Source organism: Mycolicibacterium vinylchloridicum (genome assembly GCF_013404075.1).
GTDB classification, from domain to species: domain Bacteria; phylum Actinomycetota; class Actinomycetes; order Mycobacteriales; family Mycobacteriaceae; genus Mycobacterium; species Mycobacterium vinylchloridicum.
In genome coordinates this window covers 77,380-93,382 of record NZ_JACBJQ010000011.1, presented here as the reverse complement: position 1 = coordinate 93,382, position 16,003 = coordinate 77,380, and the positions used below count along the sequence as shown (strand labels likewise).

Annotated in this window: 18 protein-coding genes, 1 tRNA gene and 1 pseudogene; 13 read left to right on the top strand and 7 right to left on the bottom strand. The window is 65.6% G+C overall.

Annotated elements, in window-relative coordinates:
• The first annotated feature begins 34 nt into the window (after positions 1 to 34).
• Complete coding sequence (locus HPC46_RS11860) at positions 35 to 871, top strand: oxidoreductase (protein WP_179469979.1); 837 nt, start codon at positions 35 to 37, stop codon at positions 869 to 871.
• A gap of 69 nt (positions 872 to 940) precedes the next feature.
• Here the strand turns inward: HPC46_RS11860 and HPC46_RS11855 are convergent, their stop codons facing one another.
• Both HPC46_RS11855 and HPC46_RS11850 read right to left on the bottom strand, forming a co-directional pair.
• Positions 941 to 1,621 (bottom strand): response regulator, encoded by a 681-nt coding sequence (locus HPC46_RS11855; RefSeq protein WP_179469977.1) that lies wholly within the window; start codon positions 1,619 to 1,621, stop codon positions 941 to 943.
• Positions 1,618 to 3,150 (bottom strand): sensor histidine kinase, encoded by a 1,533-nt coding sequence (locus HPC46_RS11850; RefSeq protein ID WP_179469975.1) that lies wholly within the window; start codon positions 3,148 to 3,150, stop codon positions 1,618 to 1,620. The genes HPC46_RS11855 and HPC46_RS11850 overlap by 4 nt, the downstream gene beginning before the upstream one ends.
• A 105-nt stretch (positions 3,151 to 3,255) precedes the next feature.
• Here HPC46_RS11850 and HPC46_RS11845 point away from each other — a divergent pair, with 105 nt between their 5' ends.
• The 3 genes from HPC46_RS11845 to HPC46_RS11835 all read left to right on the top strand — a co-directional run bounded on the left by HPC46_RS11845 (position 3,256) and on the right by HPC46_RS11835 (position 5,276).
• The gene (locus HPC46_RS11845) at positions 3,256 to 4,629 is read left to right on the top strand and encodes a cation:dicarboxylate symporter family transporter (RefSeq protein ID WP_179469973.1); all 1,374 of its coding nucleotides are present in this window, start codon (positions 3,256 to 3,258) and stop codon (positions 4,627 to 4,629) included.
• Between the two features lie 89 nt (positions 4,630 to 4,718).
• Positions 4,719 to 4,792 (top strand) — tRNA-Leu (locus HPC46_RS11840).
• Between the two features lie 88 nt (positions 4,793 to 4,880).
• Positions 4,881 to 5,276: a nitroreductase family deazaflavin-dependent oxidoreductase gene (locus HPC46_RS11835; RefSeq protein WP_179469971.1), complete on the top strand. Its 396-nt coding sequence runs from the start codon at positions 4,881 to 4,883 to the stop codon at positions 5,274 to 5,276.
• 33 nt (positions 5,277 to 5,309) lie between these two features.
• Here HPC46_RS11835 and HPC46_RS11830 read toward each other — a convergent pair whose 3' ends face one another.
• The 3 genes and pseudogenes from HPC46_RS11830 to HPC46_RS11825 all read right to left on the bottom strand — a co-directional run bounded on the left by HPC46_RS11830 (position 5,310) and on the right by HPC46_RS11825 (position 6,709).
• On the bottom strand, positions 5,310 to 5,699 hold the full coding sequence (locus HPC46_RS11830; protein WP_179469969.1) for a DUF4232 domain-containing protein: 390 nt from the start codon (positions 5,697 to 5,699) through the stop codon (positions 5,310 to 5,312).
• Between the two features lie 316 nt (positions 5,700 to 6,015).
• A pseudogene (locus HPC46_RS34965) lies at positions 6,016 to 6,138 on the bottom strand (MerR family transcriptional regulator); the annotation flags it as partial.
• Between the two features lie 91 nt (positions 6,139 to 6,229).
• Positions 6,230 to 6,709 carry a hypothetical protein gene (locus tag HPC46_RS11825; RefSeq protein ID WP_179469967.1) on the bottom strand — a complete coding sequence of 160 codons (480 nt, stop codon included), beginning with the start codon at positions 6,707 to 6,709 and terminating at the stop codon, positions 6,230 to 6,232.
• 657 nt (positions 6,710 to 7,366) lie between these two features.
• Between HPC46_RS11825 and HPC46_RS11820 the strand changes: the two genes are divergently transcribed.
• Complete coding sequence (locus HPC46_RS11820; protein WP_179469965.1) at positions 7,367 to 8,542, top strand: hypothetical protein; 1,176 nt, start codon at positions 7,367 to 7,369, stop codon at positions 8,540 to 8,542.
• A 70-nt stretch (positions 8,543 to 8,612) separates the two neighbouring features.
• Here the strand turns inward: HPC46_RS11820 and HPC46_RS11815 are convergent, their stop codons facing one another.
• Positions 8,613 to 9,428, bottom strand: coding sequence for a mycofactocin-coupled SDR family oxidoreductase (locus HPC46_RS11815; RefSeq protein WP_179469963.1), 816 nt, complete (start codon positions 9,426 to 9,428; stop codon positions 8,613 to 8,615).
• Positions 9,429 to 9,536: 108 nt separating this feature from the next.
• Here HPC46_RS11815 and HPC46_RS11810 point away from each other — a divergent pair, with 108 nt between their 5' ends.
• Complete coding sequence (locus tag HPC46_RS11810) at positions 9,537 to 10,445, top strand: NAD-dependent epimerase/dehydratase family protein (RefSeq protein WP_179469961.1); 909 nt, start codon at positions 9,537 to 9,539, stop codon at positions 10,443 to 10,445.
• On the opposite strand, the gene HPC46_RS11805 is transcribed toward HPC46_RS11810, so the two are convergent.
• Positions 10,442 to 11,434: a GlxA family transcriptional regulator gene (locus HPC46_RS11805; RefSeq protein ID WP_179470098.1), complete on the bottom strand. Its 993-nt coding sequence runs from the start codon at positions 11,432 to 11,434 to the stop codon at positions 10,442 to 10,444. The genes HPC46_RS11810 and HPC46_RS11805 overlap by 4 nt on opposite strands.
• A gap of 330 nt (positions 11,435 to 11,764) precedes the next feature.
• Here HPC46_RS11805 and HPC46_RS11800 point away from each other — a divergent pair, with 330 nt between their 5' ends.
• From HPC46_RS11800 to HPC46_RS11770, 7 genes are read left to right on the top strand one after another with little or no spacing between them, the layout of a single operon-like run.
• Positions 11,765 to 12,295 carry a DUF1097 domain-containing protein gene (locus tag HPC46_RS11800; protein ID WP_179469959.1) on the top strand — a complete coding sequence of 177 codons (531 nt, stop codon included), beginning with the start codon at positions 11,765 to 11,767 and terminating at the stop codon, positions 12,293 to 12,295.
• Complete coding sequence (gene nthB / locus HPC46_RS11795; RefSeq protein ID WP_179469957.1) at positions 12,295 to 13,029, top strand: nitrile hydratase subunit beta; 735 nt, start codon at positions 12,295 to 12,297, stop codon at positions 13,027 to 13,029. Before HPC46_RS11800 ends, nthB begins: the two co-directional genes overlap by 1 nt.
• Entirely contained in the window at positions 13,029 to 13,649 is a 621-nt protein-coding gene (gene nthA, locus HPC46_RS11790) for a nitrile hydratase subunit alpha (protein WP_179469955.1), read from the top strand. Before nthB ends, nthA begins: the two co-directional genes overlap by 1 nt.
• On the top strand, positions 13,646 to 13,963 hold the full coding sequence (locus tag HPC46_RS11785; protein ID WP_179469953.1) for a nitrile hydratase accessory protein: 318 nt from the start codon (positions 13,646 to 13,648) through the stop codon (positions 13,961 to 13,963). The genes nthA and HPC46_RS11785 overlap by 4 nt, the downstream gene beginning before the upstream one ends.
• An 18-nt stretch (positions 13,964 to 13,981) precedes the next feature.
• The gene (locus HPC46_RS11780) at positions 13,982 to 14,206 is read left to right on the top strand and encodes a CbtB domain-containing protein (protein WP_179469951.1); all 225 of its coding nucleotides are present in this window, start codon (positions 13,982 to 13,984) and stop codon (positions 14,204 to 14,206) included.
• Positions 14,197 to 15,018 (top strand): CbtA family protein, encoded by an 822-nt coding sequence (locus HPC46_RS11775; protein WP_179469949.1) that lies wholly within the window; start codon positions 14,197 to 14,199, stop codon positions 15,016 to 15,018. Before HPC46_RS11780 ends, HPC46_RS11775 begins: the two co-directional genes overlap by 10 nt.
• A gap of 59 nt (positions 15,019 to 15,077) precedes the next feature.
• Positions 15,078 to 15,941 (top strand): L,D-transpeptidase, encoded by an 864-nt coding sequence (locus HPC46_RS11770; RefSeq protein ID WP_179469947.1) that lies wholly within the window; start codon positions 15,078 to 15,080, stop codon positions 15,939 to 15,941.
• Positions 15,942 to 16,003: the final 62 nt, after the last annotated feature.

Here is a 16,003-nt window from a genome sequence, read left to right as displayed (position 1 = left end):
CATACAACCGGACCCGGTGTAGTTGGATAAACGCATGAGCGTGTGGTTTGTGACAGGAGCCTCGCGGGGCTTCGGTGCGGAGATCGTGGGGCAGGCCCTGGCTGCGGGCCATCAGGTGGTCGCGACAGCGCGCGACCCGAAGACCATCACCGAGCAATTCCCGGACGCCGGCGATCACCTGCTGGCCGTGGCACTCGACGTGACCGACGAGGCGGCAGCACAGGCGGCAGTCGCGGCATCGGTCGAGCGTTTCGGCAGGATCGATGTCGTGGTCAACAATGCCGGCCGGGGCCTGCTCTCCGCGGTGGAGGAGGCCAGCGACGCGGCCGTTCGTGGCGTGTACGACGCCAACGTGTTCGGCGTTCTCAATGTGCTGCGCGCGGTGCTGCCCACCCTGCGCGCGCAGCGTTCGGGCCACATCATCAACCTGTCGTCGATCGGCGGCTTCCGGAGTTCGGCGGGGTGGGGGATCTACTGCTCCACGAAATTCGCGTTGGAGGGCATCTCCGAGGCGCTTGCTGATGAGGTTGGCCCGCTGGGTATTTCGGTGACGATCGTGGAGCCCGGGTATTTCCGCACCGACTTCCTGGACGCTTCCAGCTTGCACACCGAGGACGGCGTGATCGACGACTACGCCGAGACGGCGGGTGCGACGCGGGCACATGCCGCGACGGCCAACCACAATCAGCCCGGTGACCCGGTCAAGGCGGTGGCGGCCATACTGAAGCTGGGCGCGACCGAGAAGCCGCCGCTGCGAATCCAGTTGGGCAGCGATGCGTTCGCCGGGATCGCCGCCAAGCTGGATTTCGTAGCCGCTGAGCAGAAGGCCTGGCGCGACTTGTCGGTGTCGACGGACTTCGACGACGCCTGATCCCATCTATTCAGAACGCAGATCGCTTTCTGTCGCAGAATTGCGATCTCTGTTCTGACTCGATGAACCTCAACGCCACTGGTAGCGCGTACTGGGTCGCCCCGTCTTGCCGTATTCGGTCACCCGGGTGACGGTTCCGTCGTCGGCCAGCCGTTCCAGATAGCGCCACGCGGTCACCCGGGACACCCCCACCAACTTGGCAGCCTCCTCGGCGGTCAGCCCGTCGGCGCGGTCGCGCACTGCGCGGGCGATCCCATCGGTGGTGGCCGGTGCCGCGCCCTTCGGGGCTACCGATCGATCCGTGCTGATCCGCAATTCGCCCAGCGCACGATCGACTTCGGCCTGGCTGGCGGCGTCCGTTCCGGCGGGCAGCGCCTCGCGGTAGCGGCGGTAGCGCTCGAGGCGGTCACGAAACGCCGCGAACGTGAACGGCTTGAGCAGATAAGCCAGCGCCCCGTGGGCGACCGCGGCGCGCACCATTTCCAGATCACGCTCGGAGGTGATCGCGATGATGTCGGGCGCGGGCCGCAACCCGGACAGCGCCGAGGCCAGGGCGATACCGCTGGCGTCGGGCAGGCCGAGGTCGAGCAGGACCAGGTCGACCGGGGCCTCGGCTTCGGAGGCGATGCGCATCGCGTCACGCGCGGTGTGTGCCAGCCCGGTGACGGTAAACCCTTGCAGCCGAGTCAGATACGTCTGATGCGCCTCGGCGATCAGCGGGTCGTCCTCGACGATCAGAACGTTGATCATGGGATGGTCACCGTCACCACCGAACCGTAGGTGAGATCCGCGCTCAGGCTGCCGCCGTGGCGGTTGACGGTCTGGGCCACCAGCGCGAGCCCCAAGCCCTGGTGGCCGGCGTCGGTGCCGGATTTCGTCGAGTAGCCGCGTTGCATGGCCCGCTGGAATGTCTCGGCATCCATGCCCGGCCCGCTGTCGGCGACCTGGATCTGTAGCTCGTCGTCGGTCTGGTTGACGGTGACCTCGACCCACGGGTCGTCGCGGTCGCAGGCGTCCATGGCGTTGTCGATCAGGTTGCCCAGCACGGTGACCATCTCCTGCGAGCTCAGCAGTGACTCGGCGGGCAGATGGGTTTCCTCGGTGATGGTCAGTTCGATGCCGCGTTCGTCGGCCTCGGCGGTCTTGCCCAGCAGCAGGGCGACCAGAGCGGGTTCTGCGACGGCGTCGGAGACCCGGTCGACGAGTTGCTGGGACAGCGCCAGCTCCTGGGTGGCGAACTTGACGGCTTCCTCGGGCCGGCCCATCTCGACCAGGGTGATGACGGTGTGCAGCTTGTTCGCCGACTCGTGGGCCTGTGCGCGCAGTGAATCGGTGAACCCCTGCAGCGAGCTCAATTCGCCGAGGGCGCCTTGTAGTTCGGTGCGATCGCGGATCGTGACGACCTCGGAGTCCGAGGCGCTCACCTGAGAGCGGTTCACCACCAGCACCCGGTCGTCGGTGAGCCGGACCTCGTCACGCACGCCGGGATCGTTGCCGCGCAAGAACTCTGGCAGGTCAGCGCGGGTGATAGGCCCGGACGGCAGGGCCAGCAGCCGGCGGGCCTCGTCGTTGGCCAGGGCCACGCCGTTGCGGTCGAGGACGATCAGTCCCTCGGAGACGGAGTGCAGGATCGCGTCGTGATGGTCGTACATCACCCGAAGTTCGTCGGGCGCGAGGCCGTGCGTCTGGGTCAGGACGCGGCGGCGGATGGCCCAGATGCCGATGAAGGACAGTGCCAGCGCACCCATGCCGAAGCCGACGATGGCCGGCCATTGCGAACGCCAGTGCGCGGCGAGGGTCTCGGTGGTGATGCCCGCCGCGACCAGGCCGATGATCTGGCCCTGGGCGTCGCGCACCGGCGCGATGGTGCGCACCGACGGGCCCAGCGTGCCGGTGTAGACCTCGGTGTAGGTTTCGCCGCGCAGCGCCGGTTCGATGGTGCCGATGTACTTCTGGCCGATCTGGTCGGGGTTGGTGTGGGTGAAACGGGTGCGGTCGGGCGCCATGATCGTGATGAAGGCGATGTCGGTGCTCTTGCGGACAGCCTCGGTGACCGGTTGCAGAACCGTTGCGGCGTTGCCGCTTTCGATGGCCGTCGCGGTCGAGGGTGAGTCGGCCAGCGCGACGGCGATGGCGGTGACCTGCTGGCGGGCGGCGGCGTCGGCGTCGCTCTTGGCGTCGAGCAGGGCAAGGGTGCTGCCGGCCAGGACCACCAAGACGATGATCGCGGCCTGCAGCGCGAAGGCCTGCCCGGCCAGCGAGCGGGGGAGTACGGCCACTGCGCACCTCCGCGATGAACGTAATGAACTAAAGCGTGACCTGCGTCACGTGAGGGTAAACCATCCTTTCAGACCTATTGCTGTCTCATCGGAAGGAAACCGCTCATGACCACGGTTGTGGATCGTCCAGGCGGCGACGACAAGCCCGCGCCGCCCAAGCGCCGGGATCGCACGCACTGGCTGTACATCGCCGTCCTCGTCGCGGTGGTCGGCGGTATCGCCGTCGGGCTGATGGCTCCTAGCGTGGGTAAGGAGGTCGGCGTCCTGGGGACGATGTTCGTCGCCCTGATCAAGATGATGATCGTCCCGGTGATCTTCTGCACGATCGTGCTGGGCATCGGATCGGTACGTAAGGCCGCCACCGTCGGCAAGGTCGGCGGGCTGGCGTTCGGCTATTTCCTGGTGATGTCGACGATCGCGCTGGGTATCGGCCTGCTGGTCGGTAACCTGCTGCATCCCGGCAGCAGCCTCAAGCTGTCGGAGTCGACGGCCGGCAAGGGTGCGGAGTTGGCCGAGAAGGCGCATGAGTCAGGCGGTTTGGTGGATTTCATCCAGCACATCATCCCGACGTCGCTGTTCTCGTCGCTGACTGACGGCAACGTGCTGCAGGGGTTGTTCGTGGCGCTGTTGGTTGGGTTCGCGATCCAGGCGATGGGCACTAAGGGTGAGCCGATCCTGCGTGGGGTGGAGCATCTGCAGCGGCTGGTGTTCAAGATCCTGTCAATGGTGTTGTGGCTGGCCCCGATTGGCGCGTTCGGTGCGATGGCCAACGTGGTGGGTCAGACCGGGTGGAGCGCGGTGACCAACCTGCTGGTGCTGATGCTGGGCTTCTACCTGACCTGCGTGGTGTTCGTGTTCGGGGTGCTCGGCGCGCTGCTTCGGATGGTGGCAGGCGTGTCGATCTTCAAGCTGGTGCGCTACCTGGCGCGGGAGTATCTGCTGATCTTCGCGACGTCGTCGTCGGAGTCCGCGCTGCCGCGGCTGATCGCCAAGATGGAACACCTGGGTGTGCAGCAGAGTACGGTGGGTGTTGTTGTGCCGACCGGATATTCGTTCAACTTGGATGGGACCGCGATCTATCTGACGATGGCGTCGCTGTTCATCGCCGACGCACTGGGCGACCCGCTGTCGGTGGGCGAGCAGATCGGTCTGCTGGTGTTCATGATCGTGGCGTCCAAGGGTGCGGCCGGCGTGAGCGGGGCCGGGCTGGCGACGCTGGCCGGCGGTCTTCAGGCGCATCGGCCCGAGCTGCTCGACGGGGTGGGGTTGATCGTCGGGATCGACCGGTTCATGTCGGAGGCGCGGGCGGTGACCAACTTCTCCGGCAACGCGGTGGCCACGTTGCTGGTTGGGTCGTGGACCAAGACGGTGAACAACGAGAAGGTGTCCGCGGTATTGAGCGGTCGCGAGCCGTTCGACGAGCTGACGATGCTCGACGACGATCACAAGCCGGCACAGAAGGAGGCGGTCGCCGCCTGATAACCCAGCTCGCGACACCCCGGGTGGCCCCTTCCCCCGGGGTGTCGTGCTGTGGGTACGGTGCTTGGACCGGGTTTACGCGCGGTGCGGCCCCCATAGCCCAATCGGCAGAGGCAGCGGACTTAAAATCCGCACAGTGTCAGTTCAAATCTGACTGGGGGCACCGATGTTCTTGCAGGTAGAGGCCGTTCTTTGCTCCAACATGCGAGCGGTCGCTGTCGAGGAACGTCGGTCATACCTAGACTCCGAGCATGCGCGTGCCTCGCCGAGTCGCAGAGTTCAACAAACGAGTCACCAATCCGGCGGCTCGCAGGATCACACCGTGGCTTCCGAACCTCGGAACGCTCGAGCACGTCGGGCGGAAGTCGGGTAAGCGCTATCGAACGCCCCTTCTGGTATTCAAAACCCATGATGGCTACGCCGTCCTCATCGGCTACGGCCCACAGACGGACTGGTTGAAGAACGTGCTGGCCGGCGGGCCGACGGTGCTACGCAAGCGTGGCCGGGCCGTCGCGCTCGTCAACCCACGGGTGGTCAGCAAGGCCGAGGCCGCGGAGCTGGTCGTCCCGCGTTCTCGCCTCCTCTACCGAGCGTTTCCCTACAACGAGGCAGCTCTGCTGCTGACGACTGCGGGCGCTGCGGGTTGAGCTCTGTACCACATCGGGCTTGGAGCCGACCCCTCACCCGACGGAACTGACCGAGGCGTCGCAGATCGGCAGATCGATGGTCATCGTGTGGGGCACAACGTCATTGGGTGCCGTGACCACCAGGGTGCCCCACCGTGCACACGCTTTGCCCGTCGTCGCGTCGATCGCGGAGGCCGAAACGTCGGCAGTGGCGGCTTCACCCGGGGCGAGCATCAGGTGAGGTGCCGCATTGGCCGGGCGGCGTGGCACATTGATGAGCACACCACCGGCCGGTGTGACGAGGTCTGCGCCCGGATAGCCGACGAGCGCGCAGGGATGGGCCGACACGTTCTTGAACGACACCGTGACGCGACGTTGCGTGTCCGCTGACTCCAGGGCGCCTGTGGTGACGGCGAGACCGTCGCCGCCGCATTGACCTGGCACGGTCGGCGTCGACTGTGGTGTCGAGCTTGGTGTGACAGTGACGGTGACAGTCGCCGGCGCGGAGGGTGTCGGTGTTGCCGCTGCCGATGATGTCACCGGTGCGGTGGCCTGGGGTGCCGGCGGCGGAGCCGTCCGCTCGGTGGAACAACCGACGAGCAAAACGCCCATCGTCAGAAGTAGGGCAGGTCGCGTATGTCATGACGCAATCAGATATCGCCCGGGCGGCTACCGATTCCAAAGTGTCGCGTTGTGCTCGACGAAGACCCGCCGGTGACCGGGGCCGACGCTCATCTGCCCTACCCACGCCGCAATATCTCCCCACCCGCCGCAACACATCCAACTGCGCTGGGTTGTAGAGGTCGGCCATCGCATCGTCGATCACCCTGTCCGCGAAGCGCTTTCCGCGTGGAGCGTCGGCACGTGATTCGTAGGGCCACGGTTTCGTCAACCCCGACAACACGATCGACATGTGGAACGCTGTGGATCGGTTTTGGAGGAGCATCTGTCACCGCCACCCAAGGCTCAAGAAGTCACTCCGGGTAGCCCAGACTCCAGCCCCGGTAGACCCAGCCGGACCCCACGTGCGGAGTCGGCAGAATCTGGATGTTGTGCCCGTCGCCGTACCCTCGCTTGAGCCCCTGGACGCCGCCGGAGATATACGTCCCATCGCCGCGGGCAATGTCGATGTGGGCGCCGTACGGGCTCTTACTGAAGACGAGTGCGCCCCGCGGGGCATCCATGTCGGTGTGGATCTGCCCCCGTTGAAGCAACGTTTGGTACATCGTCTCCGCGGCGCCGTCCCAACCGTACTGAGCCTGCGACACGCCAAAGGCGTAGGCCACGAACGCCTCGCATCCCCAGGGGCCGAATTGATCTGTCCCGAGCGCGCTTTCGGCCTTGCCGATCGCGGCGTCAGCTCCGGGGATCGTGTCAGCAGCGGCACCGGGCGCGAAGAGAAGTGCGGCCGCAAGCAGATTTGCAGAAAGCACTCCACAGATTCGGGCGTTCACTCGTAGCTCCCTCCCCGACGTGCATGTCGGCCTTGCGGACATCGGCCGTGCATGGATCGGCTGCATCCAAGTGTTGCTCAGATACCCCTCGCGCGTTGGTTGAAAACTGCTGGGCGCCGTCGCCCTTCACATCCCTGGCAGTGCCTGACGGCAGGTGCGCAGGACCAACGCGCACGGCGCGCCACGAATTTTTGGCCGCGTAGCAAACTCGCAAACACCTACCTGTCGAGCGCAGAAGATGGTCGGGGCCGAAACAGCTCGCAGGCCTGCCGCCGAATTCGGGCCCGCAGTGGCGGCCGTCACGACGGTCTCGGCGCAGTGACCCACCACGCAAACGGCCCACAATTTACATAAGCCCGGTTACGCTACCGAAAAGTAACTTAGTAGACAGTTTCAGCAAACTGTTTTATCTTACCCGCAGGTAATATAGTCGGCGGCGAACGGTAGCTGATAACCCCCGGCTGTTCACCGTCTGGCAACGTGCCGAAATCGCCAATAGCGATGTGATCAGCGTATTAGCGGCCTGTATCCAGCGCATAGGCCAGCTATCTGAGGTCCTTTCGACGCGCAAGAAAGTTTCCCATACCTCTTCTTACTGGCGAGTAAGGTGCGGTACGTTCTAGCGCTTAGGGGGCCAACCGTTGTCGAAGGAGAGTCATGAACGCTGCTGTTCGTCCGTACGCCACCGCTGGTGTGGCGCTGGTGGGAGCGAGTGTCATCGCGATTTCGCCACTGGCCCCGCCACTGCCCGACACCCAGGCCATGCAACGAGCGGTGTCGTCGGTCAGCGTCGAACTCAGCGCCGCGGTAAACCCGATCGAGAACTGGATCCAGGTGTTCCAGACGTCCGCAGCAAACCTCGGTGCAATCGGCCAGCAGATCGCCGACAGTCCCGCCCCGATCCTCAGCCAGATCGTCGCCAACCAGATGGCTGCCTTCGAAGACTTGAAGACGCGCCTGGACAGCAGTGCCGGGACTGTCAAGCTGATCCTCGACGGCGCACCCAATGCGATCGCGACCGCTCGCGGCCAGCTCCAAAGCGGTGACATCGTGGGTGCCTTCGACACCTTCAACAACCAGATCGTGATCCCGCTCGCGCTGGCCGGCGTTCAGACGGTGTCCGATTTGACGCGGCCCCTGGTGAGCATGGTGAACAACTTCGCCAAGGCATTTGCCACGGTGCCCGACGCGGTATTCCAGGTCATCCTGCCGATGACGTTCCCGCTGGTGTCGACGATCAACGCCGCCGTGCAGGCGACACAGGATGTGTACGACGGAGTGGTCGCCGGCGACCCGGCTGCCGTCATCAACACTCTGGTAAATCTCCCTGCGAATCTGGTCGACGGATTTCTCAACGGTTCGGGCACGATCCTCGGATTCATCAATGCCCCAGGCCTTCTGACGCCCTACGACCCCAACTTCGGGTTCCTGGCCAGCGGACCTATCGCCAGCCTGATCGCACTGCGGGACGTCATCGCCCAAGCCATCGGAGCCACCCCGCCGGCTACGGCTGCCACCAGTGCAGCCGCAAAGATGCCCGCCGCCGCCACGACGGTCACCCTGTCGACCGCCCCGGCGGCTCGGTCAGCCCGTGGTGCCACCAAGGTGGCATCGGAGAGCGCGGCCGATGCCGATACGGCCGAATCCTCCACCGGCAGTTCCGGTTCCGCGACGGCCAGCGTCAAGGCGACTCCGGCCGCTTCAGCCACCGCCGGTTCTTCGTCGACCGATACCAAGGCCGGATCGTCGGCCGCCGCCGGTCACGACTCGAAGTCCGATACCGGCAAGAAGGGCTCGGGCAAGTCCGCCAGATCCGGTAAGGCCGGCAAGTAGGTTCGACCGCTGAGCGCCAGCCGGCCCGTGATGAGAGGCCGGCTGGCGCTTCGGCGTCGCAGTGGGACCCTCAGACTTTGTTGAGCAGCCCGGCATCGACGGGCACGACGGTGCCGGTGACGTAGCGAGCGTCATCGGACGCCAGCCACGCGACCGCGTTGGCGACGTCTCGTGCCTCGACGTAGTCGACCGGTATGGCGTTCTCGAGTGACCGCGCGATGGCTGGCTCGTACTTCTTGAGCATGCTCAGATCGCCGTTGTTGGCCATCGGCGTAGCGACGGTCGTCGGCGCCACACTGTTGACCCGAATATAGTGTGGGGCAAGGTAATTCGCGTAGGTGCGCATAATTCCGATGACGCCGTGCTTCGCGGCGGTGTACCCCAGCATCCCGCCGGAGATGACAGGGGTGCCGATGAGGCCGCCGGTCGAGCTGGTCAGAATGATCGACCCGCCTCGATCCTGCGTGAGCATCGTCGGGACCGCGACCCGCACGGTGTTCCACACGCCTTTCATGTTGACGTTGACGACGTCGTCCCACTGTTCGTCATCGGTGCTCTGGCCACCGGGGCCGATCCCGGCATTGGCCACCACGATGTCGACACCGCCGAGTTCGGCCACCCCGTCGTCGAACGCCTTCTGCAACGCCGGGAAATCCACGACGTCGGCCTCTCGGGCCACAATGCGCCGGCCCAGGGACTCGACCTGCCGCACAGTCTCCTGCAGGTCGTCCGGCACCGACATCTTGTAGACGACGGTGGGGTACTGCGCGCACACGTCGATCGCGATGATGTCGGCGCCCTCCTCGGCGAGGCGCACCGCATGCGCCCGCCCCTGGCCCCGCGCGGCACCGGAGATGAACGCGACCTTGCCCTCGAGCTTGCCCATGACTGCATAGTTTGAGCGACTGCTCAGCATTCTGCAAGGATCAATCGGTCGCTACGGGCACTGGGACAAATCGCCGCCGCGGCCCGTGGAACTGCCTACCATCAGCCGATGCGCGGATCCAAGATCTTGATCACCGGAGCAAGCGGCCAGGTCGCCGTGCCCATCGCCCTGGCCCTCGCCGCCGACAACGAGGTGTGGGGCATCGCCCGCTTCACCGACGCCGCAGCCCGCGAACGCCTGGAGAAGGGCGGCGTCCGCTGCGAGAGCGTCAACATGGCGGCCGGCGACTTCACCGGGATCCCGTCCGACTTCGACTACGTCCTCAACCTCGGGGTCGCCAAGAGCGGTCGCTGGGACAAGGACATGGCGGCCAACGCCGAATCGGCGGGCCTGCTCATGGCCCATTGCCGCGATGCCACCGCGTTTCTGCACTGCTCGTCCGGCGCCGTCTACGACCCGCCAGGCGACGAATACCGCACCGAGCGAACCGATCTCGGCGACAACCACAAGCCGCTGCTGCCCACCTACTCCATCACCAAGATCGCCGGGGAAACCGTCGTCGCCACCATGGCCCGTGCGCTGGGCGTACCGGCCACCATCGCCCGCCTCAACGTCCCCTACGGCAACAACGGCGGCTGGCCGCTCTTCCACCTGGACATGATGCTCGGCGACATGGCCATCCCCGTCCCGCCGGGCGGCCCCGCCGTCTACAACCCGATCCACGAAGACGACATCATCGCCATGATCCCAAAACTGCTTGAGGTGGCGTCGGTTCCGGTCACCACCGTCAACTGGGGCGGCGACCAATTCGTCAGCCTCCAGGACTGGTGCGCCTACCTCGGCTCGCTCGTCGGCAAGGAACCGGTTTTCGAGGAGACCCATCACACGCTGCGCGGGAATCCGTTGGACGTCACGAAAATGCACGAGCTGATCGGCCACACGACCGTTGACTGGCGCGACGGCATGCGCCGGATGGCAGCCACGTTCCACCCGGATCTGGTCAGCGCCACAACCTAACGATGAATGCCGGTCGTGCGGAACCGGCTTCGGTACGTGCTGGGTGAGACGCCCAGGGCCCGGCGGAACGTGCGTCTCATGGTGTCCGCGGATCCGAAGCCGGCTCGTCGCGCCACCGTTTCCTGACCCTGGTCTCCCGTCGCGAGCAGAACCTTCGCCGCCTCCAAGCGCGCCTGTTCGACGAACCTGGCGGGGGTCAAGCCGACCTGATCGTGAAACATGCGCACCAGATGCCGCTCGCTGACCGCCGCACGATCCGCCATCGCCGAGATGGAGTGATCGGCGGCTGGATCGGCGACGACCGCGTCGAGGATCTCGCGAAGTCCGCTCGACACCGGCAACGCCGCCTCGGTCCACACACTGAACTGGGCCTGACCCCCGGGGCGCTGCAAGAACACCACCATCCAGCGCGCCACCCGCCGGGCCACGTCCGATCCGTAGTCGCTTTCCACCATCGCCAGACCGAGGTCGATGCCGGCGCTGATTCCTGCCCCGGTGATGTAGGGCCCGTCCTGCACGAACAGCGAATCCGGCACCACCTCGATCTCGGGATAGGTGCGGGCGAGCTCCTGGCAGTGTGCCCAATGCGTGGTCGCGCGGCGGCCGTCGAGCAGACCCAGCGACGCCAGGACGAACGCACCGGTACACACCGAGGCGACCCGCCGGGCCCGCGGCGCCAGTTCGCCCACCATCTGCAATGCCGCCGCGACGACGTCCGGCGTCTGTTCTTCAGGGATGTCGTGCTCGCCGGGGGTGAAGGAGAAATCGGGCGGTACCCCGCCCGGGACGATCAGGGTGTCGATCCGATCCGGAACCTCAGCCAGCGGCACATCGACCTTCAACGAGACGAACGACGTCGTGTCGACGGCCTCGCCGGTCGGCGAGGCCAGGATGACCCGGTACTGTGCACCGAAATCATTTGCGCGCGCGAAGATCTCGAGTGGCGCGGCGACGTCCTGCAAGGTCACCTTGTCGTACAAGGCGAACACGACGGTCTTGGGCGTCGTCGAACCCGGCGCTTTCGCGGGTCGGTGCCCGGCGGCGGCTGGCCGCTCTGATCTGTGCTCGTCCGACACTCGGTGCTGCCCTTCTATGACCCACGCGAGGTGAGAGTCAACGTAGCGGGAGTCCGGTGTGAGGGCAACGCAAACGACACCGCCCGTCTGGCGAGGTCCGGAATTGCGCGTTTCATGTCCGGACCTGCTGGGCAGAGCAATCGGGGTGTAACACAACTGAAACTCGCTGGCACGAACCTGATTTCACCGTACTTCGCTCCGGTGTCGAAGCGAGTGATCACTCTTTCACACAGAAGGTGGGCCATGGATTCTCGGACAGCCCTGACGCTGAGCATCGGCGTGCTCGGCGGCGTGGCAGTCGCATTCACTGCCGAAGTCGTCACAGTGCCTATCTGGGTGGTCTTCCTGGCCTGGGCATCGTTCTTCTTCGTCGGCGGCGGCGTCGCCGGCTGGATCAAGTCGGTCTCGTCGAACATTGTCGGCGTGGTGATCGCGTCGGCCAGCCTGTATGCCGCCTACCTGATGGGCGGCAGCCTGCTGGTGACCGCCATCGCCGTTGGTGTCGGCAGCGCGGTCATGGTGCAGGCGTCGTGGGTGCCACTGCTGGCCACCACTCCGGCCGTCGTCGTCGGGTTCGCTTCGACGGTGTCGACGGTCGCAGGCCGAGGTAACGACATCACCGTCACCACCATCTCGCACCCCGGCCTGGTCGCGGCCCTGGCCTGCGTCCTCGGAGCGTCTTTCGGGCTGCTCTCCGAATACCTGGCCACCGCGATGACGAAAAAACCGGCCCTCGACACCGGATCCCCGCACCCGGAAGGAAGCCCTGCCTGATGAAACTGCAGCATTATCTCGGAGGCCTGGAAGGCCTGCCCGAGCCGCTGAGCCTGGAAAAGCGGGTCTTCGTTGAAGATTGGGAGAAGCGGATCTTCGGCATCCATGTGGCGATGATGGGGTTGTCGAACCACCTCGGGTCCGCCCTGCCGGCCTATCCCATCGACGAGGTGCCCACCGCCTTCAAAGACGAGTGGACCTGGGCCGACCTGCGGACCGGCGCCGAGGCGATGAACCCCTTCGACTACTTCAAGTTCCGCTATTACGAGAAGTGGCTGGGCGGTATCACCCAATTCTTCATCGACAAGGGTTACGTCACCGAGGAGGAGCTCGCCGACCGCATTGCCGAGCTCGCCCCGTCCACCGATGTGGAGGACCTGCCGGCGATCGACGATCAGGTGATCGCCTACCTCCGCCAGGGCGACAGCCCGCGGCGTGATGTCGCACACCCGAAATTCGCGGTCGGCGAACGGGTGCGCATCACCAACGTGCCCGCCGACGCGCACAGCCGGCTGCCCGGATACCTGCGTGAACGGGTCGGCACCGTGGAACGCGTATTCGAGGGCGACTACGGCTACTTCACCCACACCGGCGACGGGATCGGTGACCCCATGCCGATCTACATCGTCGAATTCGACCCGGCCGAAATCTGGGGGCCCCGAGCCGAGGACGGCCCGCTGAAGTTGTACGCCGAGCTATTCGAAGCTTATTTGGCACCGATCGAGGAGAAGTGATGACCGAACAGTTCGCCTACCCGCCCGACCGGGAAGAAATCAGCGCCAAACAGGTTGCGGCCCTGGAGGCGCTACTCATCGAAAAGGGTGTCATCACACCGCAAACCGTGGACAAGGTGCTGGCCTACTTCGAGACGGAGATGACACCGCTCAACGGGAAGAAGATCGTCGTCAAGGCCTGGACCGACCCAGAATTCGCGGCCAAGGTCGTCGTGGACACTCCTGCGGCGGTCGCCGAACTGAATCTGCCCGACGGTATGGCAGGCGCCGAAGGCGAGCACTTGCAGGCGGTGGCCAATACGTCGGGCGTGCACAACCTGGTGATCTGCACGCTGTGCTCCTGCTTCCCGTGGCCGGTGCTCGGGTTGCCCCCGTACTGGTACAAGGATCCGACGTTCCGGTCGCGGGCCGCCCGCGAACCACGCAAAGTGCTCGCCGAGGTCGGGCTCGACCTGCCGGCCGACACCGAGATCAAGGTGTGGGACTCCAGCGGTCACTCGCGGTGGTTCGTCATTCCCGAACGGCCCTCTGGTACTGAGGATTTCACCGACGAGATGTTGATGGACCTGGTGACTACCGAGTCGATGATCGGGGTGGCATTGGCAGGTCCGGCGTCATGAAGCTGCACGAGACGTGCACCACCGATCAGGCGGCGCCGCAATTCGACCACGAATGGCAACGCCGGGCCTTCGGATTGGCACTGGCCCTCTCCGAGTTCCGGCATTACCCGTGGAGTGAGTTCCAGGAGACTCTGATCGCGACCATCGGCGAGTGGGAGCAGACGCCCGAACCCGAACGGGGGCAATGGGAGTACTACGACCACTGGGTCGCGACGCTCGAGAAGCTCGTCGATCGCCACGAGCTACTGACCGCGCCGGTCGCCACCGACGCCAACGACCACGCACTTGCCCACGAACTCGACCACGACCACTAGAACTGTGAGGACTCCTCGATGAACGACGCCAACCCCGCCGTCGGTGTGCCGCATGTCGACGTGCATGCGGCTGCGTCCAGTCTCGCCACTCCGCTTCGGCTGGCCGTACTGACACTGCTCGCGCTGATCGTCTACTACTTCGTCGGCTTCGACCAGGGCGCAGTGTCAGTGTTCGGCTCGGACACTCACATCCACGAGTTCGTCCACGACGCGCGACACCTGCTGGGGTTCCCGTGCCACTGAACGCCGAATTGCCCGCCGCGGTCCGCTATCTCGTGCCCGGTGTGATGGGCGGCGTCGTCTCCTTCGTGTTCAGCCGCGTGATGATCGAGCCGCTGATCAGTGCCGCAGTGGACTACGAAGGGGAACGCGAGTATGCCGAGGCCCAGATCACCGCAGGTGGTCACGAGCACGGCCACGAGCTCTTCACTCGCTCGGTGCAGGAGAACGTCGGCGCCGCGGTCGGAGTCATCGCTCTCGCTGTCGCGATGGGTGTGCTGTTCGTCGTGGCGTACACGGTGATTCGCACGATGCTCGAACGACGGGGCGCCGCACCCGATCCCACCGGCCTGGCTCTGTTGCTCTCGGCGGGAATGTTCGTCGCGATCAACGTGGTGCCGGGACTGAAGTACCCGGCGAATCCGCCGACAGTCGGCCTCGAAGAGACCATCGGAGCGCGAAGTTCGGCCTTCCTGACGATCACTGTGATCTCGGTGGTGGGCGCGTGCGCCGCGGTCGCGGCCGGGATTTCGTGGTCACGCCGGTGGGGGAGTTGGCGGGCCGCGGCCGCCGCGGTCGGTGGCTACCTCGCGGTCGTGCTGATCGCCTTCGTGGTGTTGCCCGGTTTCCATGAGGTTCCCGGACCACTCACCAGTCCCGACGGCGTCCTGGTCGATGGCTTTCCAGCCCAGGTACTGGCCGATTTCCGGGTCTACTCATTGCTGAACCAGGCATTGATGTGGGGGACGATCGGCGCGGCCGCCGCGTGCCTGTCGGCGGTCGCGGTGCGGCGCGCTACGAGCTCGTCGGCGCTGGCGGGGTCTGTTCGGCAGTAGCTCCGCCGCGTCGTGGCGGCGCTGTGCGACACTAGCTCCCAGCTGATGGGAGGGATGCAATGTCGGGGTGGGCAGACAGAATTCGCGCCGCGGGTCTGAGGGCGGCCGGGTTGGTGTCGATATTCGGGTTGATGCTCACCGCGAATGTGATTCCTGCGCTGGCGGATCCGGATCCGGCTGCCCCGGGACAGGACCCGACACCGTTCGTCGGCGCCGCGCCATTCGGCCCACCCAGGATCGCCCCCGCCAACGGCTCGACGGTGGGCGTGGCCCAGCCGATCATCATCGACTTCCCGGGGCTCGTTGACGATGCCGGCGCCACCGAAAACGCCATCCACGTCTCGTCGGTCCCACCGGTTCCCGGCAAGTTTTACTGGATGACCCCCACGCAGCTGCGCTGGCGTCCGTTGAGCTTCTGGCCCGCGCACACCGCGGTGACCGTCGACGCCGGCGGCACCGTCTCCACGTTCCGGACCGGAGACACGCTGATCGCCACCGCCGACGACGCCACGCACCAACTGACCGTTACCCGTAACGGTGTGGTGGAGAAGACCATCCCGATGTCGATGGGGATGGCCGCGGGCGGTCACCAAACGGCCAATGGCACTTACTACGTGCAAGAAAAGATGCCGACGGTGGTCATGGACTCCTCGACCTACGGGGTCCCGGTGAACTCGACGTACGGGTACAAGGTGACCGTCGACCTGGCCGTCCGGTTCGACGACAGCGGCAATTTCGTGCACAGCGCTCCGTGGTCGGTGGACGACCAGGGCAAGCGCGACGTCAGCCACGGGTGCATCAATATCAGCCCGGCCAATGCGCGATGGTTCTACGACAACTTCGGCGCCGGTGATCCCATCATCGTGAAGAACTCCACCGGCACGTACACCAGGGTCGACGGGTCCAGCGACTGGCAGCGCTAGGTCCCGGCCCCTTAATCCGTCCTTTGGCGTGATCGGAGAGGTTATGGTCTAGCCGTGGCCGA